The organism is Echinicola shivajiensis (assembly GCF_018642165.1).
Taxonomy (GTDB): Bacteria; Bacteroidota; Bacteroidia; order Cytophagales; family Cyclobacteriaceae; genus Echinicola; species Echinicola shivajiensis.
In genome coordinates this window covers 65,844-87,545 of sequence record NZ_JAHHZM010000006.1, presented here as the reverse complement: position 1 = coordinate 87,545, position 21,702 = coordinate 65,844, and the positions used below count along the sequence as shown (strand labels likewise).

The 21,702-nt window shown below is 37.6% G+C and carries 16 protein-coding genes; 5 read left to right on the top strand and 11 right to left on the bottom strand.

The window, feature by feature from the left end:
* The first annotated feature begins 13 nt into the window (after positions 1 to 13).
* Entirely contained in the window at positions 14 to 475 is a 462-nt protein-coding gene (locus KMW37_RS12210) for a pyridoxamine 5'-phosphate oxidase family protein (protein ID WP_215224916.1), read from the top strand.
* A gap of 18 nt (positions 476 to 493) precedes the next feature.
* Here KMW37_RS12210 and KMW37_RS12205 read toward each other — a convergent pair whose 3' ends face one another.
* Positions 494 to 1,555, bottom strand: a complete 1,062-nt coding sequence (locus KMW37_RS12205; RefSeq protein WP_215224915.1) for a response regulator — start codon at positions 1,553 to 1,555, stop codon at positions 494 to 496.
* A 269-nt stretch (positions 1,556 to 1,824) separates the two neighbouring features.
* Between KMW37_RS12205 and KMW37_RS12200 the strand changes: the two genes are divergently transcribed.
* Positions 1,825 to 2,673, top strand: coding sequence for a universal stress protein (locus KMW37_RS12200; protein WP_215224914.1), 849 nt, complete (start codon positions 1,825 to 1,827; stop codon positions 2,671 to 2,673).
* A 103-nt stretch (positions 2,674 to 2,776) separates the two neighbouring features.
* Here KMW37_RS12200 and KMW37_RS12195 read toward each other — a convergent pair whose 3' ends face one another.
* The 6 genes from KMW37_RS12195 to KMW37_RS12170 all read right to left on the bottom strand — a co-directional run bounded on the left by KMW37_RS12195 (position 2,777) and on the right by KMW37_RS12170 (position 7,952).
* Positions 2,777 to 3,004, bottom strand: a complete 228-nt coding sequence (locus tag KMW37_RS12195; RefSeq protein ID WP_215224913.1) for a BON domain-containing protein — start codon at positions 3,002 to 3,004, stop codon at positions 2,777 to 2,779.
* A gap of 118 nt (positions 3,005 to 3,122) precedes the next feature.
* Positions 3,123 to 3,518, bottom strand: a complete 396-nt coding sequence (locus KMW37_RS12190; protein ID WP_246581464.1) for an Hsp20/alpha crystallin family protein — start codon at positions 3,516 to 3,518, stop codon at positions 3,123 to 3,125.
* A gap of 140 nt (positions 3,519 to 3,658) precedes the next feature.
* Positions 3,659 to 3,865: a YgaP family membrane protein gene (locus tag KMW37_RS22660; RefSeq protein ID WP_394369621.1), complete on the bottom strand. Its 207-nt coding sequence runs from the start codon at positions 3,863 to 3,865 to the stop codon at positions 3,659 to 3,661.
* A 150-nt stretch (positions 3,866 to 4,015) separates the two neighbouring features.
* Positions 4,016 to 5,431 (bottom strand): PAS domain-containing sensor histidine kinase, encoded by a 1,416-nt coding sequence (locus KMW37_RS12180; RefSeq protein WP_262898200.1) that lies wholly within the window; start codon positions 5,429 to 5,431, stop codon positions 4,016 to 4,018.
* Positions 5,432 to 5,740: 309 nt separating this feature from the next.
* Positions 5,741 to 6,598 carry a glycerophosphodiester phosphodiesterase family protein gene (locus KMW37_RS12175; RefSeq protein ID WP_215224909.1) on the bottom strand — a complete coding sequence of 286 codons (858 nt, stop codon included), beginning with the start codon at positions 6,596 to 6,598 and terminating at the stop codon, positions 5,741 to 5,743.
* A 7-nt stretch (positions 6,599 to 6,605) separates the two neighbouring features.
* Positions 6,606 to 7,952, bottom strand: a complete 1,347-nt coding sequence (locus KMW37_RS12170; protein WP_246581463.1) for a purple acid phosphatase family protein — start codon at positions 7,950 to 7,952, stop codon at positions 6,606 to 6,608.
* Positions 7,953 to 8,085: 133 nt separating this feature from the next.
* Between KMW37_RS12170 and KMW37_RS12165 the strand changes: the two genes are divergently transcribed.
* On the top strand, positions 8,086 to 9,420 hold the full coding sequence (locus KMW37_RS12165) for a PhoPQ-activated pathogenicity-related family protein (protein WP_215224908.1): 1,335 nt from the start codon (positions 8,086 to 8,088) through the stop codon (positions 9,418 to 9,420).
* A 430-nt stretch (positions 9,421 to 9,850) separates the two neighbouring features.
* Positions 9,851 to 11,188, top strand: coding sequence for a PhoPQ-activated pathogenicity-related family protein (locus KMW37_RS12160; protein ID WP_215224907.1), 1,338 nt, complete (start codon positions 9,851 to 9,853; stop codon positions 11,186 to 11,188).
* Between the two features lie 335 nt (positions 11,189 to 11,523).
* On the opposite strand, the gene KMW37_RS12155 is transcribed toward KMW37_RS12160, so the two are convergent.
* The 4 genes from KMW37_RS12155 to KMW37_RS12140 form a co-directional block, all read right to left on the bottom strand.
* Positions 11,524 to 13,170, bottom strand: a complete 1,647-nt coding sequence (locus KMW37_RS12155) for a SusD/RagB family nutrient-binding outer membrane lipoprotein (protein WP_215224906.1) — start codon at positions 13,168 to 13,170, stop codon at positions 11,524 to 11,526.
* Between the two features lie 31 nt (positions 13,171 to 13,201).
* A complete protein-coding gene (locus KMW37_RS12150) occupies positions 13,202 to 16,645 on the bottom strand; it encodes a SusC/RagA family TonB-linked outer membrane protein (RefSeq protein WP_246581462.1) in 3,444 nt (1,147 codons plus the stop codon).
* Positions 16,646 to 17,081: 436 nt separating this feature from the next.
* Complete coding sequence (locus tag KMW37_RS12145; RefSeq protein WP_215224905.1) at positions 17,082 to 19,328, bottom strand: ligand-binding sensor domain-containing protein; 2,247 nt, start codon at positions 19,326 to 19,328, stop codon at positions 17,082 to 17,084.
* 73 nt (positions 19,329 to 19,401) lie between these two features.
* Positions 19,402 to 20,622, bottom strand: coding sequence for a sialidase family protein (locus KMW37_RS12140; RefSeq protein WP_317195570.1), 1,221 nt, complete (start codon positions 20,620 to 20,622; stop codon positions 19,402 to 19,404).
* A 237-nt stretch (positions 20,623 to 20,859) separates the two neighbouring features.
* On the opposite strand from KMW37_RS12140, the gene KMW37_RS12135 reads away from it, so the two are divergent.
* Positions 20,860 to 21,702 carry an ROK family protein gene (locus KMW37_RS12135; protein ID WP_215224904.1) on the top strand — a complete coding sequence of 281 codons (843 nt, stop codon included), beginning with the start codon at positions 20,860 to 20,862 and terminating at the stop codon, positions 21,700 to 21,702.

Below are 21,702 nucleotides of genomic sequence, written 5' to 3'. Positions count from 1 at the left end.
AATTATTTAAGCTATGATAGGAATATTGACAAACGACCAAATAAGCCACGTCCTGTATGGACAGAACATTGGCCGCATTGCCTGTCAAAACGATGGAAAAATATATATGGTGCCAATTTCCTTTGCCTTTGATAAAGGATTTATTTACGGACATTCTAAATTGGGAATGAAAATAAAGATGATGCGCAAGGAACCAAGGGTCTGCTTTCAGGTAGACTCCATAGACAATATGACCAATTGGCGAAGCGTGCTCATATGGGGAGAATATGAAGAGCTAACGGATGAAGCCGATTACCAATTTGGCTATAAAATCCTTGAAGATAAACTCGCCCCATTCATACCAAGTACAGCTGTTCAATCACTACCGGAAAAAGAACACAGCCAGCCAGAATTTGTAGAGAAAAGTACTCGCCCCATTGTTTTTAGAATAAGAATACTTGAACAAACAGGCAGGTATGAAAAACACTTTCATTAAGTCATAATAAAATGCACATCATTGGTATTGAATACGAATCAACTTTTCTCTTTCCACTACCTCCAATCCATCCACGCTTATATCAATTAACTTTTCTTCCTTAAAATCTGCCAAAGTTCGATTTAGTGTTTCTGTAGTCGTTCCTACAATATTGGCAATATCTTTTCTGGCAATCTTAATGATACGCTCCTGCACACTTTTCTCCTCCTGAGGACTAAGTTTGAGCAGAACACTTGCCACTCTTTGTCTGACGGAATGATATGCAATTTCCAATAAGCGCTTCTCCAGTTCATCAATTCTATATGAAAGCATTTTGAAAAACTTTTGCGCTACTCCTTTGTTACCGTAAACCATATTTAAAAAATCATCTTTGAGAATAATTGCCAACTCCACTTCTTCCAAAGCTTCCGCGTTTTCAACATAACTGCCGCTTTCCAATAATGCTATGTATCCCAAGAAATCACCAGGTTGGTGAAAACCAGTAATTAACTCTTTCCCAAAAGAATTGATTTTGAATGTCTTTACTCGGCCTTTACGAATCTGAAAAAGCACATTGGGGTTTTGACCTTCCATATAAATAAGATCTTTCTTCCTAAACTTCCTTGATTGCTGTTTTGCCGTTATATTTTCGATCTTTAGCCCTTCATAGTTTATTTTGTCTTCTGCTTTCTGTTGAGTTGCGTGTTGATGACTTTTAGCTAATAATACTTCCCTTTTTTTTAACCTCATTTCTACTACTTTCAACAAATCCAAGCCTTCAAAAGGTTTGGTGATATAATCATCAGCGCCTAAATTCATTCCCTCCCTAATATTCTTTTTATCCGCCTTGGCTGTAAGGAAAATAAAAGGTATATCTGCCGTTTTTGGATTATGAGATAGAATATGCAATACGCTATAACCGTCCAATTCTGGCATCATTATATCACATAGGATCAAATCTGGAGGAGAACTTTGTGCCATCTCCACCCCCTCTTTCCCGTTCTTTGCAAGTTCAACCTGATATTGGGCAAACTTTAGGATGCTTATTATGTTTTCAGCCATCTCCAAATGGTCTTCTATCAAAAGAATCTTGTGGCTCATATTTGATGAATTTTTGACTTAGCGATAAGTTAACCAGTATTTAACTAATAAATCATGACTTTGGTCAGCTATTCCCTTACTCATTTAACCAGTCCATTTAAATGACTTCCATGCTAATTAGGATATTTATAATTTAATGAATCCGGCTGATCAATCACAGCTTAAACTACTTATATTCAGTATTTTAATAAATCGATGAGGAAAATCATCAATTCAAAAAGTCCAAGGCATGGAGAATTGGTGTAAAAGGAATTAGCTTGAAATTAAAAATGAATAATATACTCGTTCCTACAGATTTTTCAGAAGCTAGCAAGGAAGCCCTTCGCTTTGCTGTGCAGATAGCTTCTGTCAATAATGCTATGATAACTTTGGTTCATGTTATCTATACCTCGCCACTTTATAAAAGTGTATATTTCGATGAAATGACCGTCACTCCTTCGGGGCCGAGCATTACACAGCAACTAAAATTAGATGCCTGTAAAGAGCTGGATAAACTCAAAAATGGGTTTGTTCCTTTACCAATTCATATTGAAATTGAAACAAGCACTGGTGACATAGCACCAGCTATATTAATGGTAGCCCAAGAAACCAGAGCTGATATAATCATCATGGGCAGGGCAAGCTCAAGTGGAATTGAAGACTTTTTCCTAGGCTCCATAACAGAAAAAGTTATCCGCAAGTCGAATATACCTGTTTTCGCTATTGAGAAAACGACAGCACTTTCCAAAATTCGTAAAATTTTATGCCCTTCCAACCTTAGAGAAGAGAGGGTGGAATACTTTCAGCAACTTAAGAGTCTACAGAGTTTTTTTAATGCTGAACTACACCTTCTGTTGGTCAATACACCTCAGCACTTTCAAACTGATGAGCAGGCACAGAAAAAGTTTGAAGAATATATACAAGGACATAGCCTGAAGAACTGTACCTCTCACTTTATCAACCACTTTACAGAAGAAAAAGGAATAATTGAATTCCAGTCAAAACATAAAATGGATATGATTGCCATGTCAACTCATGGTAATAAGGGGATTAAACATTGGTTTCATTTGGGTATCACTGAAGAGGTAATCAAACATTTGAATTGTCCCATTTGGACTTTTAATGCGCTTAAAAATTGATGTGAAATATAGTCTTTAAACTAAGTTTTCTGAGCAACATGTAATATATGTCCTAATCATCCAAATATAAAGAGAAAGCTACATACACCCAGAAAAGTAAAACTTAATCTGTCTGAGGAATAGCCCTTACCTCTAAATCATTCACTATGGACGCTATTCCAGGAATACTTCTGGCTGAATCCTCAATATTGTCTCTATCCATCCAAGACTGCACATATCCTCTTAGGAAAAGATTTCCTTCATTGATTTCTATGTGTATATAATTTGGTTCAGCTAAGCCCAACGTTCCCAACATTTGGGATACTTGTCTTTTGGTTACTGCATTTTCCATTTTTTATCTGAATAAAGTATTGATATCTATAAACTAATCCACGTGAGAAAGTCAAAAAAGGACCAGCTCTCATTTTTTAGGATGACTGATCCTTTTTTCAATTTCATCATAATTCAGCTTATTTCACCTCGATCTTATGAACCGGCTTAGCTGGAGTTTCTTTAACTTTTGGAATGATAATTTTCAAAACACCCCTAGTGTACTTCGCCTCGATTTTTCCTTCATCTATATTTTCGGGCAAACCAAAGGTTCTTGAAAAAGAATTAAATGAATATTCTTTGCGAGAAAATTCATCTTCGCTTGCATCTTTTTCTTCTTCCCTTTCTGCACTGACACGCAAAGTGCCATTCTCAATTTCAATATTGAAGTCTTTTTGCTCTAAACCTGGTACGGCTAAGTCAATTTTATATTCTTTTGGGCCCTCTGTTATATTTGCCGTAGGCATGTTGATTCCCAACCTTGATGGCATTAAATCAGAGTCAAAATCAAACAGGTCCCTATTGAACCAAGACATAGGTTTTAGCAGGTCAGAGAAAACGGAGTGACTTCCATTATTTTTTTTAAGTGAAAGAGACATGATTACCTCCTTTTTAACTTTTTAGAATTTGATTAATAATAATGATTGTTTAGATGTGAAATGGACAAAGCCAAATTTCACCTACTTTCTGTACCCCTATTATGGCAGGTAGAAATACCTAAAACGGAATAAAGGGGACAATATGCAAACGCTCCGGTAAGTAATAATATACCACCAAGAATAATCAGAATGGTGCTCCAAAATCCAACTACAAATCCTCCTGATGCAAGAATTATAAGTACAATGGCTAATGACATCCTGATTGCTCTATCTAATATTCCCATATTCGCTTTCATGACTTTTTTCTTCAATCTAAGCCATAAGCTAGATAAAATCAGTGATCGCCAACATGTTCAATTGATGATTCTAATCAAATAAAAAATAAAGTAATAGGATGTTTAAAAATATAAGGTGCTTATGCCATTAAACTGAAATTAAAGTTGTTTGGCATTTTGTAGAGGGATTTGAACTTTAATAACTGTCCCTTTATTTAGTTGACTGTCAACTATAATGTGACCTTTCAATATTTCAACATATCTTTTTACTATGCTAAGTCCGAGGCCTGTACCCTCGATATTAATTGCATTTTTAGCCCTAAAAAATCTTTCGAACAAATGCTTCTTATCCTCTTCTGGAATTCCAATTCCGGCATCTTTCACCTCCAAATCCAGATAATCATCTCGGCAATACACCTTTAATTTTATCTGAGTGTTTTCATCAGAAAACTTAATCGCATTTGCTAGTAAATTTAATATGATATGTCTTATACATTGTTGATCTACAAATTGAAAGCTATCTAAGCCCCTATCATCAACAATAATTTCTTGTCCAGCTTTCTTTAAGATTTCAACATCATCCAAAATACCATCCAAAAATTCCCTCATATTGGTTTCAGTAAAATTGAGAACCACACCTCCTTCATCCAGTTTGCCCAATGAGAAAAAGTCATTAAGTATGGCTGTCATATTGTTTACCGCTCTCCTTATTCGTTGTAAATGGATAATTTTATCATTCGGGTTTTCTTCTTCAACAAAATTCTCCAAGAGAAATACTGAAGACAAAATAGTGCTTAAGGGAGTACGAAATTCGTGTGAAGCCATCGTCAAGAACCTAGATTTCAGCTCACCTAGTTCCCGCTCGTTTTCCAAAGACTTTATTAATTCTGATTCCATCTTTTTGAGGTTTTCATTGTTCCTCTCCAAATCTTCCAAGGCATCCTCAAGATCTGCTGTTCTTTCCAAAACCTTTGATTCAAGTTGGGCATTTAACTTCTGTAATTTAATCTCTGCTTTTTTCCTGGCGGTTATATCAATAATGAATGCGATAACCTTCGTTCTTTGACCATCTTTGAAATATCCTAAGCTGACTTCTACAGGAAATTCAATCCCCTCTTTATCTAGCCCAAAAAGCTCTAATCCTTTTCCCATTGGTCGATTTTTGGGAGATTTAAAATATTCCCGTCTAACACTTGCATGACTTTTAGAAAAATTCTCTGGTATTAGTATTTCCACTGGTTTTCTTAATAACTCCTCCTCGTGGTATTTGAATAACTGCAGACCATGCTTATTGACCATCTCTATTTCCCCTTCTTCATTTACCATTACAATTGCCTCTGAAGCATTCTCAAACATGGCAAAAAGCCTCTTCCTCTCCTTCCGTATATTTCGTATTTCCTTTTTGTGTCTATAATGAAAACAGAGAAAAATTAATATTAATATTATCCATATAAATGCTGGATAAAAGTTGATTAATTCTAAACCATCATCGGCAAATATCCACAAATAAGATAATAAGATAACAAGGCTAGACCCTAACGCATAAATAATTAAATGGCCTTTCTTAGCACCCATCCAATATGGGTAGATCACCATTAAAAGAAAAAGTGCATACCAAGGCTGCTCAGGCTTCCCAAAAAGTATAATGACAAACAATATCAATAAGTTGAACAACAGCCCAACAAAAATATTTTGATAAAAAGGGGTCCTGTATTTATCCATTTCTATCCCTTATACTAAAATAAAAAGAATAGGTTTAAATGCTGATATTGACCTAAATAGTCATAAGGAATTTAACAAAATTATCCTTGGTATAAAAATCTATAGCTAATCACAAAAGACCAGATTAATCGGACAATTAAGGATAAAAGTATCAAACTGGTTTTAATAGGCGGCCAAACTTGACGCCTTTGAATTGATCCCAACCCAAAATGCTGGTAAATCGGTCTGCACCATATTAGCTCCCATGCTGATCCAAATTTTTGCTTTTTCCTTATCCTTGGATTTATCTAATTCCTTATCCAAATCTCCCAAAGCATTGATCCAAATCCTGAGCTTATACTTTTCGGCTAAAGCAATGGTCTTAGGGCTATAAAAAGTCGGGTCTATATGAACAATACTTGGCTTAAGCAGTTTGACCATTTTCTTTATATCCTTGGGCTTATGTGCTCTGGGCATTAATATAGCTTCCGGAATGGAAGCCTTTATGGCTGCCAATACTTCCCAATCTGAATCAAAAAATATCAAATCCTCTTCCATTTCCAATTCTCTGACCACTTCCAGCACAGCTTCTACCTGATCAGTTTTCATATCCATATCAACCATTATTTTCCCTTTACACACCAATAGTGCTTCTCTTAAAGTTGGGATTTTTGAAGAGCTTGGTGTTCCTTCAAATTTCAGGTTAAGGCTCTTTAAATAATCCCATTCCAAAGACGCTACATCCCCACTTCCTGTAGTGGTCCTATCAACAGTTTGGTCATGCATGATCAAAGGCATTCCGTCCTTACTCACCCTAATATCCAATTCCACTATATCAACACCCAGCCGGATAGCCTCCTGAATTGCTCCCAAACTATTTTCAGGATAAAATTGATGCGCAGCCCTATGCGCAGCCACCATTAGTTCGTCTGACCTATGAAAACGATCCTTAATAGCCTCAACTTGGGCTTGGCTTGACATTACAATTAAACACGCAAAAAAAGATAGCGTCAGTCCTTTTAAAATTCTAAGGTTGATCATAACAAAATTATTTTACTGCTTGAATTCTTTCCGTTGTTCTCGGTATATGATTGACCAATTGGTTTTTCCCTGAAGCTTCTTTTTCCAAATCAAAAGCATCATAAAGTTCCCCAGTAGCCGTAAAAGCTTTAAACTCTAATTTATTTCCGCTCACCTCTACCCAGTGAAAAAGTTGGGTATTATAAGCTTTCCTATCCATCCATGCCTCATCTCCTATGTCATACATTTTGGGCCCACTTACAGAAACCACATACATTGGCCCTTCTCCTAAAATTTCATTGCCTCCATTGTAAAGCATTCGTCCCCGGGCATAGGCATGATCATGACCTTGTAGTACCAAATCTACATTAAATTCTTCAATAATCGGACGTATAAAATCCTGCATATCTTCATTATTTCTATTAGGTTTGGTAGAATATATAGGGTAATGAAAAGTAATTACCGTCCATTTCTTAGGATCATTTTTTAATACCTTCCTTAGCCATTGCACCTGCTTAGTTCTCTTATCTGGAATTTCATCTATCAACTCAGCATCTAGAGAGATTACCTTCAGGTCCTTATAGTTCACTTCATATACTACTTCCTCCATGCCCTCAGGGCCATTCTTGGGAAGATTAAATTGGGGATTCCAATGCTTGGAGAGCGTCACTGGAGCTTTTGCATATTCATGGTTTCCTGGGCTCATTAATATTGGAGTAGACGAATGTATAAAACCTCCCGCCTCAAACCAGCCACCCCATTCGAAATCAGCCTCTTCTCTATTGATCAAATCACCAGCATAAATCATGAAATCGACCCTGGGAAACTGAAAATAAGTTTCCCTGATTACCCTGCTCCACATTGATAAAACATCATTTTGGGCGTCTCCAAAGAAAACAAACTGGACTGGTTCTTCTTGCTTGGGCATCTCAAACTGGAACCATTCACTCCAAGCTTTCTCTGTTCCCACACGATAAACATAATCCTCTCCAGGTTTCAACCCTTCAATATTTACCTCATGGTAATGCGCCTCGATTTCGGGTTCTCCATCATGCTTAGTTTTCAAATAACTGGTTTCTGCTCCAATCCTTCTTGTTTTTGACCTAAACTCAGGCCCTGCGCTGGCTATTGCAAATTCTAAAAAAGCTTCCTTTACTTCTACAGATGTTCTAAAGTTCACTCCTACTGACACGTAGGGGGTTTCGCTTGGGTGCAAAATTATCCTGTCTGGCTTAACTGAAGGTAGCATATGAACATTGTTTTCATTTATTAAGCTGTCCATATGTGGATCCCAGCTGAAATCATACGCAAAAAGCCCTTTCTGACAATTTATCCCTAAAAATAGGCCGAATGTTAACAAAATATAATATTTCATAACAGATGTTTTACATTATTTAAAGGAGTTATTCCTATATTTATCAAAGTCTTTTATTTGATTCACCCAAATATAAATAAAGACTTAAATTCCCTTCGAATGGGCTATTGTACCATATTAACTCATTAAAAAAATGTTTAGATCTACTTTTAAGTTAACTATTGTCGTTCTTTTTATATTTATTTTAAGATCAAACGCTCAGGGAAACTCCGAGGCAATCGATAATTACCTCAACAAATCCACCCCGGAATTTTATGTGGAGTGTATGGAAAAAATGGTGTATAAAAAACATACACAGTATGAATTGACACTCACCTCTCAAAAGTGGATGGATTACACTTGGAAACACCGGCTCGTTATCCTTACCCCCTCCAAAATCAATTATGACAAATCTCTTCTCTATATTGGTGGAGGTAAGCTTGAAAATGGAGAACCGGTAAAAAGAGATAAGGATAATCAAATTGTTGAGGAGCTCGGAAAAATGGCCATCAACAATAATTGTTTGGTAGCAGCCCTCTTTCAAGTTCCAAACCAACCTCTATTTGATGGAAGGACAGAGGATGAAATTATTTCCCACACCTTACATCAATTTCAAGAAACCGGAAATGAGGAATGGCCTTTATTATTTCCTATGGTTAAATCCGTACAAAAGGCCATGGATGTAGTCTCAAAATTCTCCCTTTATCAGCTGGATATTGAAATAAATAATTTTGTTCTCACTGGACGCTCAAAAAGAGGTTGGACCACTTGGCTCACAGGAGCAAAGGACAAAAGGGTTAGCGGTATAGCTCCTATGGTAATAGATGTACTTAATATGCCAAAGAGCTTACAATATCAAATCGAGATGTGGCAAGATTATAGCCCCGAAATACAGGACTATGTAGATTTGGGCATTCCGCAACAAGCAAGCACTAAAGCCGGTAAAGCTATCACAAATATGGTCGACCCATTCACATACAGAAAGCTCTTAACCATGCCAAAAATGGTATTCATGGGTACCAATGATCCATATTGGCCCATAGACGCAGCCAAAAACTATTGGGATGAAATCCCTGGAGATAATAGACTAATCTATATTCCAAATGTTGAACATAGTTTAGGAGATGGATTAGCAGCCTTCCAAAACCTAAGCGCATTTCTTGAATTGCAATTAATCGGTGTAAATCTACCTAAACCTATTTTGTCACTGGAAAAATCGGGTGATAAGGAGATTTTATTAACAAATATTGAAGAAACAAAAAAAGCCGATTTCATTGAATTATGGGAAGCTTATTCTCCAGAAGACATGGATTTCCGAGAAGAGAAATGGAACTCGATTAAAATAAAAGAAAGTAATCTGATAGTTCCCCTACCAAATTCCGGCCAAAAAGCATTTTACCTAGCTTATCACTATACCAGCCCAAAAGGTAAATCCTATTATATTTCAAGCAAGATAATTCGCTGTGACCAATATGGTATTGTACATTAAAACAGCTTATTGACAAAAGAGGTTATCATTAACCTTAGCATATTATCCTATCATAAAAAACACTTACCCGCAAAGGAAAATCTCAGAACTTTCCTTGAAAAGTCAATACGCTTTTAAAGCTATCCAACCAAAAAAATATTTATATTTCTCTATATAACTTAGATTTTAGTATGCTTATTTTATATCAGAAAAAAACTAAAAAATAGCATAAATCACTCAAGTTTTCGTTTGACACTATAACTTAAATAAAATTTTTTAAACACATTTAAAGTTATTTTTTATACAGTTTATTTAAATTTTAACACATTTAAAACATATATTTAATTTATTTTTTTATTATATTTAACAACCTATAATAATTTATCATATATCATCTTATAAACTGCCGATGTACCAAATCGGGCTATTATTTTACATAAAATTTAACAAGATGATACGAACAAGAATTACAATACTTATATCATTTTTCCTGCTACCTTGGTGCTTTAGCCTTGAAGCACAATCCACCAAATACGCACTGAAAAATTATCTTAACCAAGAAAGCCCTGAATACAGTTTCAAACTTCAGGAAAAAGTACAACTGAAAGGTCTTACCCAATATGAATTTCAATTGACTTCACAGAAATGGAAGGATTATATCTGGGAACATCGCTTGGTGATTTTGGTACCAAAAGAAGTTAAATACAACCAGGCACTTCTTTATATAGGCGGTGGTAAATTGGAAAATGGCTTGCCGGCCAACAGAAATATTGACAACGAAGTAATCAAATCATTTGAAAAGCTAGCTGTGGAAAACAAGGCAATAGTGGCCTTGATTTTCCAAGTCCCAAATCAGCCGATTTTCGATGGTAGGACGGAAGATGAAATCATATCCTATACCTTACATCAATATCAGGAAACTGGTGATGAGACTTGGCCCCTACTCTTTCCTATGGTGAAATCCGTTCAAAGAGGCATGGATGCCATCATTACATTTTCTTCACAAGACCTCGGCCTGAACATTAACAATTTCATGCTTACTGGCCTTTCTAAAAGGGGTTGGACAACTTGGCTTACAGCTAGCCAAGACAACCGAGTCAATGCCATAGCCCCAATGGTAATAGATGTATTGAATATGCCTGTAAGTCTACAGTATCAAATAGAAATGTGGAATGCCTACAGTCCTGAAATCCAAGACTACGTTGATTTAGGAATACCACAGCAGGCCAATACACCAGCTGGAAAAGCAACCATTGAAATGGTAGATCCTTATTCTTACAGGGATGATCTAACCATTCCAAAATTAGTATTTATAGGAACCAATGATCCTTATTGGCCGATAGATGCTGCAAAGAACTACTGGGATCATCTTCCCGGAGAAAACAACTTGGTTTATATTCCTAATGTCGAACATGATCTTGGAGATAGAAAAGCTGCCCTTGCTAATCTTAGTGCCTTTTTTGAGCTTCAGTGCAAGGGACTAAAAATGCCAAATGTAAATCTTGCTATTCTAAAAACCTCACAGGAAGCATTAAAAATCAAGCTTTCTGCAAGTGAATTAAAACCAAAGAGTATTTCAGTATGGGAATCGTATTCTGAGGAAGACATGGATTTCAGGGATGAATTATGGAATGAAAAGGTTTTGGAAGGAAATACAGCAAAAATTTCACTCCCTAAAAAGGGACAAAAATCTGTTTATTTCGCCTTCCATTTCATTACACCTGAAGGGAAGTCATTTTATATCTCAAGCAGAATAATAAGATGCGATAGGAATGGAGTGATAAAATAATCAACTCCAAAATATATATTCTCAAAGCTTCTTCTAATAGCTAACTATTGGAAGAAACTATACTGTAGGATAGAAACCTCCAGACACGTACAATATGAGCACTTTGAAGTTACTTCTTTTTGTCTGTGACAGCATAGCCTGTCAAGCCAAGTTCTTTATAAATGAGCTGGTTGAATCACATAAACTCTGGAAATGAATTTTTTAATCAACTAGCATTGTTTCTTAATCTTAATAGTTTATCTCCTAATTGAAATAAAATAAGGCCATCATTTGATGGCCTTATAATTAGTTGGAGTTTAAAAAGTCAGTTATATTCTATCCAAATCCACCTAAAACTACCAAGGTTTACCAGTACCTTGAAGTAACCAGAATTTAGACCAAGCACTATTTTCTTCTTCTGCCTGGGAATATGGTGTAGTTTCAATTTTGCTCAAAGCAGAACTCGCATTTGAACCATTGATATCCAATTCTTCTTGCATATAATAGAACCTAACAGGTAAAACATTTCTTCGAGCATAGGGCCCAGCGACCAAAGTTGGAAAGCCTGTCCTTCTGAAATCACACCATGATTCCGCAGCTGCAGTCCATGATGCAATCCATTTTTGCTCCATAATTTTCTCCAAACTGCCATCATAGGCAGCGCTCCCTGCAATGTAGCTATCATAGCTATCTTCCACTCCCCAAGCCTTCAAAGACTCCATTACGCCAGAGTTATAGGCCTCCGCAGCACCTATGCCTGAAACCAGTCCTTTTAACGCGGATTCAGCTAAGATAAAATTAACCTCAGCAGCACTTATCAAACGAACTTGCAGCATATCTCCTAAAGGTTCAGTATACATTTCATTCAAGAAAGAAACATGTGGATTATAAGACAATTGCCCAGGTGTCGGATTGAGGTTATATTCACTAGGAATGGGTGAAACCGAAGGTGGGATACCTACAAACTCAGGATCAGTATCCACATCTTTCCCTTCTGCTACATCTGGAGCAATATATCGAACTCCATCTACAATTTGGTCTGTACCACTGGGTAAATTCGGATCAATCTCGATTGGAATTTGAACCTTTGAAGCCCAAACGCCCAGCCTTTCATCTCCTAAACCCTGAAGCTTTTCTACCAAAATAGAGCACATTTTAATCCTTCTATAGTTGCTACCATTGGTGCCATCAAATTCAGTGTTAGAGGGCCAAGAAGTATCAGCTGAAGTTCCTGCAAATCCAAGATTGGCATCATCTGCCTGGTCAAGAATCAATGGATATTGACTTGGATTATCCAGTATAGCTTGAATTCCCTGAGAGGCGAATTGAGGCATTTTTTCCGAAACCCTCAAGTAGTACCTCAGCTGAAGGGAATTAGCAAATTTCCTCCATTTCATGGTATTGCCATTGAACAACAAATCCTGTGGAATATTATCACCGCCAGAAATCCCTGCAAACAATTGGTTGGCATCCATCAACAAAGAAATGATCCCTTCATAAATTTCCTGTTGGGAATCAAATTTAGGCAAAAGGTATTGCTCTCCTCCCAAATCACCTTTCAATGCGTCATTAAAAGGTGCATCCCCCCATAGATCGGCAATTCTACCAAAGTTGTAGGCTTTAATTACTTTAGCAACGGCCTGGTAAAAAGGTAAATCTAATTCCATTGCCCTTTCTTCCATCAACCTACTATCTTCCAAGATATTGTAGTATCCGCTCCAACTTTGGTTGGACCAATCATAATCATTATGAGCACTAAACCATGCATCCTTTTGGGTATGCTGCATTACACCCGCTATTTCCCCAAATCCTAAACCTAACTCCTCATTGGATGTTTCAGAGATTACCGAAGCAATCAACAGGTTCGGGTGAACAGTCTCTGGATCAATACCATTTGGGTTGACATTCAAGTCTGTAAGGTCTTGACAGGACGTGAAAGTGAGTGCAACTAAGACTACCAAAAATGATAATCGACTATATATTCGAGAATGTATCTTTTTCATAATTTCCATACTTTTTTCAGGTTCCACATGATTAGAATTTAGCATTCAATCTAAACCCGATTGGGATCACCCATGGATTTACATTGTACCTTTCTATACCTTGCTTGAAGGATCCACCAGATGGCTGGAACGCATTTTCTGGATCCACGTTGATTTTGGCCTTGGTCCATAAAATAAGGTTGCTGGTATAGAGTCCCAGATTAATGGCCTGTATTTTCAACTTGCTGACCACAGAATAGGGGATATCATAGTTGATAGAAGCATCTCTAAGCTTAACATATGAAGCATCAAACATTGCAGCCTTGGTAAAGTCCCACGGATAATTGTCTGCATAAGGAATAATCCTGGTTCCTTCTCCTCCCAAATTCTCTTCATAGCCGGTAATTTCTCCTTGATCGTTATATATGGCCACTACTCCTGGATTGAAAACACCATCATTTACAGTTACCCCATATTCAAATGGAAATCCTCCACTTTCCGCAGTTGGTCCACCCACGACATTAATTCCATCCTTGATATATATATCCTCATTTGCTACCAAATAATCTCTCAGCGCTTGACCGCTCATACCATTTGGATTGATGATCTGATCCAACCAACGTTGGGTCTTCAAGTCCGATTCAGAATACCTGAAAGTTTGGGAAACAAAATCGCCACCATTTCTCCAATCAAGTGTCAGGTTCAAACTCCAGTTTTTATAAGAAAGGCTTGCAGACATGCCCGCTATGAAATCAGGGTTAAAGTTGCCAATTTGATTTCTAGCGCTTGATTCATTGATGGCCTGCCAACTACCATTTTCATCAAGTATAGGATAGCCATAATAAGGTGACTCCTTGTCCTCAACAGTTACCAACTTACGATCGTAAATTGCTCCAATCTGGTCACCTACATAAGTCCAGGAACCTCCTTTGGCATCAGTCCAGAGGGTGTATCTTTCCACTTCATCAGTAAGTTCTACGACAGTACTTCTATATCTGGAAAGATTGAAATTCAAGTCCAAAGTAAATTCCTTATCGATCGGTGTCACACCCAAAACCATCTCCCAACCTTTACTGTTAACCAAACCTGCATTAACGAATTTGCTTGTAAAACCTGAAGAAGGAGGCAAAGTCACTGGAAGTATTTGGTTCTTGTTGTCTGTATTGAAATAAGTCAAGTCAAAACGTAACCTGTTTTGGAATGCGGCCGCTTGCAGACCAAATTCATAAGATGTGGCGATTTCCGGCTTCAAATCCGGGGTTTTCAAATTATTAGGTACTGTCAAACGCGTTTGACCGTCCCATTCTCCCATATTGGACAAAGTTTGCAATAAATTATAGGGGTCTGTATCATTACCTACCTGAGCCCAGCCTCCTCTAATTTTCAACAAGTCAATCTTATTGCCCATTGGAATGATATCACTAATGATGGCACTCAAAGATGCTGATGGATAAAAATAAGACCTATTTGACGCTGGCAAGGTGCTAGACCAATCATTTCTGGCAGTAATATCCAAGTACAATAAATCCTTATAACCTAAGTTAGCCAAGCCATAAACACTGTACACAGCTTTTTCTGACATGCTGCTGGAATAAACCAAATTATCAGAACGTGTATTGCTCAAGGTATAAACACCTGGTACAATCAGACCGGATCCTCTCCCCTTTGTGGCAGTTGTGGTATTATAATTCTTATTATAACGTAGGTTACCACCAGCTGAGTAGGTCATGCTAAAGTCCGTCAAATCCTTTTGATATGTAGCCAAAAACTCAATATTCCTTTCTGAAAGATCCATATTGGTAATCCCATAACCACCATTGGGATCTCTGGTATAGCTCAATGGCAGTTTAGTTTCTCTTCGCTCGGAATAGGTATCCAACAAGTATTTTCCAGATAGGGAAAAGTTCTCATTGATTTGATAATTAAGCCCCAAATTCCCAAACACCCTATCTCTACTAAAGCTATTGATAACTTCATATGCTAAAAAATAAGGATTGTTATAGTCGCCAATGGCCTGTGATTTTTGTTGGATACCTTCCTGTCCAGGCAACCAATAATCTCTCAATTCATTAATGTCAATATGCGGTGATACTTTTATTGCTGCCTCTAATGGGTTAGTCCCTCTATCTCCTGCGGGTCTATTATCTGAACCACTTCTGGTAAAGTTAAGATTGGTACTTAATGTCAATTTTTCAGACACGTTTAGATTTGAGCTTAAAGAAAGATTATTTCTTTTAAGATCAGAGTTGGGTATTACGCCCCTATTGGACATATTGGTATAACCTATTCTGTAATTCATTTTTTCATTGCTGTTGGCTACTGAAACCCCATTAGTAGTGGTAATTCCAGTTCTAACGAAGTCAGCAAAGTTGTTAGGATGGGAAACCAGGGGAAGCGGAACCAAATTGCCATTGGCATCTCTAGGACTGTTCCATTGAATAGCATTATAACCTTTGTCCAACTCCGGTCCGGCACCAGCAGCAGACCCTTCCTCAATAATGAGTACACCTCCATCATAAGGATTGTTGTCCGGAGTATAAGGCCTTACACCAGTTGCAAAGCGGCTGTGCATTGGTAAATACTTAAATGGTACCTCCGCCAAAGTATTGCTGGTTATACCTACTGTAACTTTATCGACATTTTTTCCTGTTTTGGTGGTGATCAAAACCACACCATTTCCAGCACGTGAACCATAAAGCGCAGCCGCACTAGGGCCTTTTAAAACAGAAATACTTTCTATATTCTCAGGATTGATATCAGAAAGTGCATTACCATAATCCACATTATTTCTATCTCCTATTTGACTCACATTATTCAGGGTGTTGATTACAGGCACCCCATCAACCACAAACAAAGGCTGATTATCTCCACTTAAGGAATTCATACCTCGGATAACCATGCTGACTGATGACCCAGCCCCGCCAGTAGAGTTAATACTTACACCTGGAACACGGCCTGCCAATGACTTTAGCATATTATCCTGGCCACCTCTTTCAAAAGACTCTCCTTTTATTTCAGATACAGCATAGCCCAATGACCTCTCTTCCCTTGTGATTCCCAAGGCAGTAACTACAGCTCCTTCCAAGTTTTGATAAGCGGATTCCAAAACAATTTTCAATTCACTTTGATTGCCTACAATAATCTCTTTGCTATGAAAACCTACATAACTAACTACAATGACCGTATTGTTATCAGGTACTTTTAAGCTGAACTTACCATCTAGATCAGTGATTGTTCCAGATGAAGCCCCTTTAATTTTTACAGTGGCCCCCGCAAGCCCCACTCCTTCTTCATCTAATACGGTACCTGAAATTTCAATAGCTACATTCGCTTCTTTTAATTCTTGATAACTTAGTCCAATTTTCTCGGTTAAAGGATCGTTTTCCTTATCTGTTAAGGCCAATAGCTCACCTGAGAGCTGCATGCTACACAGGAGTACAAATACCCGCCTGAGCCAGAGGCCAAGTGGAATTCCATTTGTAATTTTAATTTTCATATTGTTTAAGTTTTAAGTGGTTATAATTATTTGGTTATTTATGGACATGCATCAATCATTATAATGGGTGCTTATCACATGTCCGTTATTTATCATCTCTCAAAACCATATTCATTTGAAATCAAACTCAATTTTTCATTGAACGGAATTCAATTATTACCCCTCGATTTTCATACCTTTCCTTCATTCCCACATGTATATTCTTTCTTAAAAAAATCTAAAGGATCTATTATACTCAATTAACTAAAACTCATTAAACACCTGAAACAGAAGATGATGCTTATTTTATTAAAGACTCAGAAAAGTTAAAATCAGGCTATTGGCTAAAGATGAACTTTATGTGAAGAGAGCGAAAAATTTACAAAACCCACAAAATGACTTTTCTAGGCTGAATTATTGATAAAAAAATATTTTAATCTCTATATTTTGCAACATATCAATCATAATTTGCAATTTCGGGACTTGATATTACACCTAAATATCTTCCCATCCAGTAAGGCAAGAGCCAAATATCTCCCGCGCTACTCTCTTGCCTTCCATCAGATCCACCATCCAGATTAAAGCGATTGGCATTATGTCGACGGATCATCAATTCATCTGGGGGAAGTACTGATGCTGTACTTTGCTGTCTAAAATTATTTTCCAGCATTTTTATATCCTTTCTATGACTATTGACCATTGTCCAGTTGATTAAATCAAGAGGATATTCTTTTAAATACCAGATAGCCTCTTCCCTATCAAAATCCTCTGGGCTAACCATAGCAGTAAAAATATTCCACAAACCTTCCTTTTCCGGTCTCTCAGCTCCCCAATGGTCTTTGATTGCCAGTTTGTATTTTGTTTTTAAACTATCATTAAAAGCATACCTATATAATCCCCAATATCCCAAAAAGTACATTTCATCATCAGAATGGTTCCAGGCTTCTGAAAGCATGGCAGCCCATTTGTCCGCATCTTCTGGCACCTTACCAATATTTTCCATAGGAACCATTAAGTTCTCCAAATACCCATGCTTTTCCATTAATTCAAATGCTTTTTCTTTATAGATTTCCTTATTGGTAAAATGATAAGCAGTTTGAAGCATGGCAATAATATTGGAAGAATTCAGTTTTCTATCTCCCACTATATTTGGGAAATTGTTGACATAATCTGGATGCCATTTTCCCCATAAGGTAGGCTTTCCATCATAGTCAATCAAGTAAAAATCATTATCAACAATATGTTGCATCAATGCATCCAATAAACTAATGGCCTGCTTTTTAATATCCGGATCATCCACCAGTTCAGCCAAAACGCCAAAAGCAAATACATGACCGATAGCCTCATCACTACTGGTTGTGGCCTTCCAGTCCCATTCAGGATGATCTGTATGTTGCCACCTTTCGGGATCTGAAAGTACATCTATATAGCCTGATCGGTTAAAGGACCTGGAGGGAAACCCTTTGACAGGGTTTATGGTATAGAGCCTCTCCATAGCATCTAACGATTCTTTACAGTTTTGCAGAGCTTCAAGATCTCCTGTCACCGCGTAGCGAAAGCCCTGACCTCCCAAATACATCGCCGTCCAAAGTCCATCATTATCAGAATCCTTCAACATGCCAGAGTCTATATTCCCTTTTTCCATACTGGAAAGTGATGAGTTAAACCCATATCGGATATGTCGCTTCCTCACTTGTTGCTCATAATACATGGCCTTATCATACAATGTCAAAGGCTCAAATACCAACTTGCTTAGTCCCTTCTCCGTCAATACCAAAACCTCCTCATGATTCCCTTTAGCAATATCAATAACTTCATCCCCTAACAACCATCGCTCTCCAAAATAATAATCATAAGTACCATCTGACTTAAGCCTGAATGCACCCTTAGTTGTACCAAACCATATATTGCCTTTGATCTCTTTAACACAAGTTATATCGGTCCAAGGCAAGTCTTTCTTTATATTACTTGCCTTATTACTCCTCAGATCAAATTCAAAATATCCATTTGTAGTACCTATCATAGCTTTCTCTCCACCGGTCAAAACCACCAAACTGGTAAAACCTTGTCCTTCCAAGAGCTGTCTTAACTTTTCAGATTTAACATCAAACGAATAGAGCCCTTTCGAGCTAGCAATGAAATACTTTCCCTGATCATCAGAATAAGTGATATCATTGATATCTTCTCCAAGGTGGTTACTCCATACTTTCTTTGAATCCTTAATATAACTTAAGGATTTGCCATTGCTTATTAAATAAGCATAGCGGGATTCAGCCACAAATCCCTGTACTTTATTCATTCCATGCTCTACGTAAAGAGCACCAGCCCAAGCATTGGAAAGCACTGCCTTTGTGTCCAAAAACATAAATTGCTCCTCTTCGACCTGCATATCTTTTAATGATTTATCCGTAATTCCCCTATAGCTATGGTCAGGGACCAATGTTCCTGGGTACAAAAAGTCCCCTGCATGAGGTTGGTATAATCCTTCTTTTGTCAAAACTTTAATCACACCGTTTCGGTCACTGCCAACTTTCAATGGTTCTACATCCGCTTTGAGGAAATATTTGATACTATAATCCTGCATGAAGACCTCATCGATATAAACATTGGTCGACACGGTGCTTTCAGTGCTTCCTTCACTCGTGCAGGACCACTCAGAAAGAGAAATAGCCAATAAGGTGAGTATAAATATATTCTTTTGCATATGATGAAATTTTACATGGTAAGTGGGTTTGTATGCATAATACTTTAGTATATCGGAAAAGGGCTACCTATGTCTACTTCAAAAGCACTTCTGGATCCAGTATTTGATATTTAATGGACTTCTCGCCTCCGCTTAAATGGCTGGAGTAGGTAATATGTAATTTACCGTCCCTTCCTTTTATCATACAAGGATAGGAGTATCGATCTTTCTTATTCTCATCATTTTCTAAAAAGCAGATTCTGGACCAAGTATCCCCTTCATCTCCCGACATAAATAGACTCAACTGATACCTACCATCCGAAATATCATTTCCCAGGAACAACCAGTGCTCCTTATCCCATTTCAATAGTTCTACACTGGCTGTATTGGGCATATCAGTCTTTAAGGATGCTGTCCAGGATTTCCCTCCATCGCTAGAAATGCTTTTTTGCACCCTACTCGGAGCACCACCACTATCCCTCATTAAAGCCACCAAATCTCCATTTTCCTTTTGTGCTAATGCTGGTTGTATGGGACCTCTACCAACTAAGGGGAGGCTTGGTCTCCATGTATCACCATCATCTTCTGAAATAGCCATCAAAGAAAAATTAAATCCGTCCGAATACAGGGGAAGAATAATTTTCCCATTTTCCATCAATAATGGCTTGATTCGTGTCATCCATCCAGTACTCCGCTTACCCTTATCCTCACTCGCAGATGCAATATGCTCATCATAGGGGCGGGCATATTCCGACCATCCTGAGTGGTCCTTGGGCAAATCTTTTGTTTTTTCTCTCACCTCCTCGGCAAATTCATCTCCTGGTTTTAATAGGATATTATCTTGCCATTCCCACTTAGGAGCACCTGGCTCACTATAGTCCAGAGAAGTCCTAAACCTTAAAATAGATTCCTCCCATTGATTGGCTTGTACGGCTATCCAAACCAAAAACAATTTGTTATTATTATTCAAGAATAACACTGGATTACAATCAGGCAAACCAGGAGTATCGGCCATTAAAAAAGGGATTGACCATTTATTCTTTCCCTTTTCTAACCTTGCCCCCATGATCCTGACATCATCTGACTTTCGTTCCCCTGAACCTTGAAACCAAACAGCCAGCATGTCTCCATTAGGTAAAGACACTATGCTGCTACCATGTACATGCTGGGATTGCAACGGAAATATGAGTTGTTCCTTTAATTGAATTTTGTTCAATGCCAATTCTTGAGCAATTGCAAAATCCATCAAACTGAAAATCAAAATGATGACCACAATAAATAGTCTTAACTCTATTAAGGAGAATCTTTTAAACATAAATTTTGGGATTAAAACCTACCCCCGCTAAACAATATGCGGGTTTCGTTATAAATTACTATTTTATGTTCAATAAGGCTATTGGGCAAAATTGAACTTGATTCAGTTGAAGTCTTTAAGATACATGACTCATCAGCTAAAATTCGATTACTCCAATTTATCAATAGCCCAAAAATGTAAAACCAAGTATTTCTAAAAATAATATCAAGACCACTATTACCTAATTAACTTTCACATATGAATATAGGCGTTGATTTAGGCGGAACCAAAATCCAAGTTGGGCTGGAAAACAATGGTATCATTTCCAACCAAACCAAGGCTCTCCTGACTAATAAAGACTCTCTTTCTTCTACTCTGGATCAAGTAAAAACTCTTATCCATCCCTTTGTGAATTCTGATGTCACTGGAATAGGGATAGGAGTTCCATCCGTGGTCGATACAGAAAAAGGCATAGTTTATAATGTAACCAACATTCCTTCGTGGGAAAAAGTCAACTTAAAGGATATACTTGAAGCGGAGTTCAAGCTACCTGTTAAGGTCAATAACGATGTAAACTGTTTTGTACTTGGAGAACACCAGTTTGGTCAGGCAAAAGGGTTCAGTTCAGTAGTGGGAATGTCGGCTGGAACAGGATTAGGAGCAGGGCTAATCATGAACAATCAATTATTGACAGGGCATAATTGTGGTGCCGGAGAAATTGGACTATTACCTTATTTGGACCAGAATATTGAGTACTACGCTAGTGGGAATTTCTTTAGTACTTTTCACGGGACAAGTGCTTTATTAGCTTTTGAGGCTGCCCAAAAAGGAGACCCACAAGCTTTAGCACAATGGCAGGAATTTGGGAAACACTTCGGGAAAGCAGTGACCTGTGTACTTTATGGCTACGATCCAGAAGCAATTGTCATAGGCGGATCCCTTTCCAAGGCTTTTTCCTTCTTTGAGGAGAGTATGTATGAAAGTCTCAAGGATTTTATATTTCCCAAGTCGCTCAATAGATTACAAATCAAAGTCAGCAATAACGAAAACATAGCCCTTTTGGGAGCTGCAGCATTGATCAACCAAAAACCACACAATTAA

Bases quoted from the DNA above. Each gene is read 5' to 3' on its own strand.
- KMW37_RS12155 (WP_215224906.1), bottom strand. From the start codon at position 13,170: ATGAAAAAGATACATTCTCGAATATATAGTCGATTATCATTTTTGGTA.
- KMW37_RS12160 (WP_215224907.1), top strand. From the start codon at position 9,851: ATGATACGAACAAGAATTACAATACTTATATCATTTTTCCTGCTACCT.
- KMW37_RS12210 (WP_215224916.1), top strand. From the start codon at position 14: ATGATAGGAATATTGACAAACGACCAAATAAGCCACGTCCTGTATGGA.
- KMW37_RS12195 (WP_215224913.1), bottom strand. From the start codon at position 3,004: ATGGAAAATGCAGTAACCAAAAGACAAGTATCCCAAATGTTGGGAACG.
- KMW37_RS12170 (WP_246581463.1), bottom strand. From the start codon at position 7,952: ATGAAATATTATATTTTGTTAACATTCGGCCTATTTTTAGGGATAAAT.
- KMW37_RS12135 (WP_215224904.1), top strand. From the start codon at position 20,860: ATGAATATAGGCGTTGATTTAGGCGGAACCAAAATCCAAGTTGGGCTG.
- KMW37_RS12190 (WP_246581464.1), bottom strand. From the start codon at position 3,518: ATGTCTTGGTTCAATAGGGACCTGTTTGATTTTGACTCTGATTTAATG.
- KMW37_RS12205 (WP_215224915.1), bottom strand. From the start codon at position 1,555: ATGAGCCACAAGATTCTTTTGATAGAAGACCATTTGGAGATGGCTGAA.
- KMW37_RS12180 (WP_262898200.1), bottom strand. From the start codon at position 5,431: ATGGGTGCTAAGAAAGGCCATTTAATTATTTATGCGTTAGGGTCTAGC.
- KMW37_RS12150 (WP_246581462.1), bottom strand. From the start codon at position 16,645: ATGAAAATTAAAATTACAAATGGAATTCCACTTGGCCTCTGGCTCAGG.
- KMW37_RS12175 (WP_215224909.1), bottom strand. From the start codon at position 6,598: ATGATCAACCTTAGAATTTTAAAAGGACTGACGCTATCTTTTTTTGCG.
- KMW37_RS22660 (WP_394369621.1), bottom strand. From the start codon at position 3,865: ATGGGAATATTAGATAGAGCAATCAGGATGTCATTAGCCATTGTACTT.
- KMW37_RS12140 (WP_317195570.1), bottom strand. From the start codon at position 20,622: ATGTTTAAAAGATTCTCCTTAATAGAGTTAAGACTATTTATTGTGGTC.
- KMW37_RS12165 (WP_215224908.1), top strand. From the start codon at position 8,086: ATGTTTAGATCTACTTTTAAGTTAACTATTGTCGTTCTTTTTATATTT.
- KMW37_RS12145 (WP_215224905.1), bottom strand. From the start codon at position 19,328: ATGCAAAAGAATATATTTATACTCACCTTATTGGCTATTTCTCTTTCT.
- KMW37_RS12200 (WP_215224914.1), top strand. From the start codon at position 1,825: ATGAATAATATACTCGTTCCTACAGATTTTTCAGAAGCTAGCAAGGAA.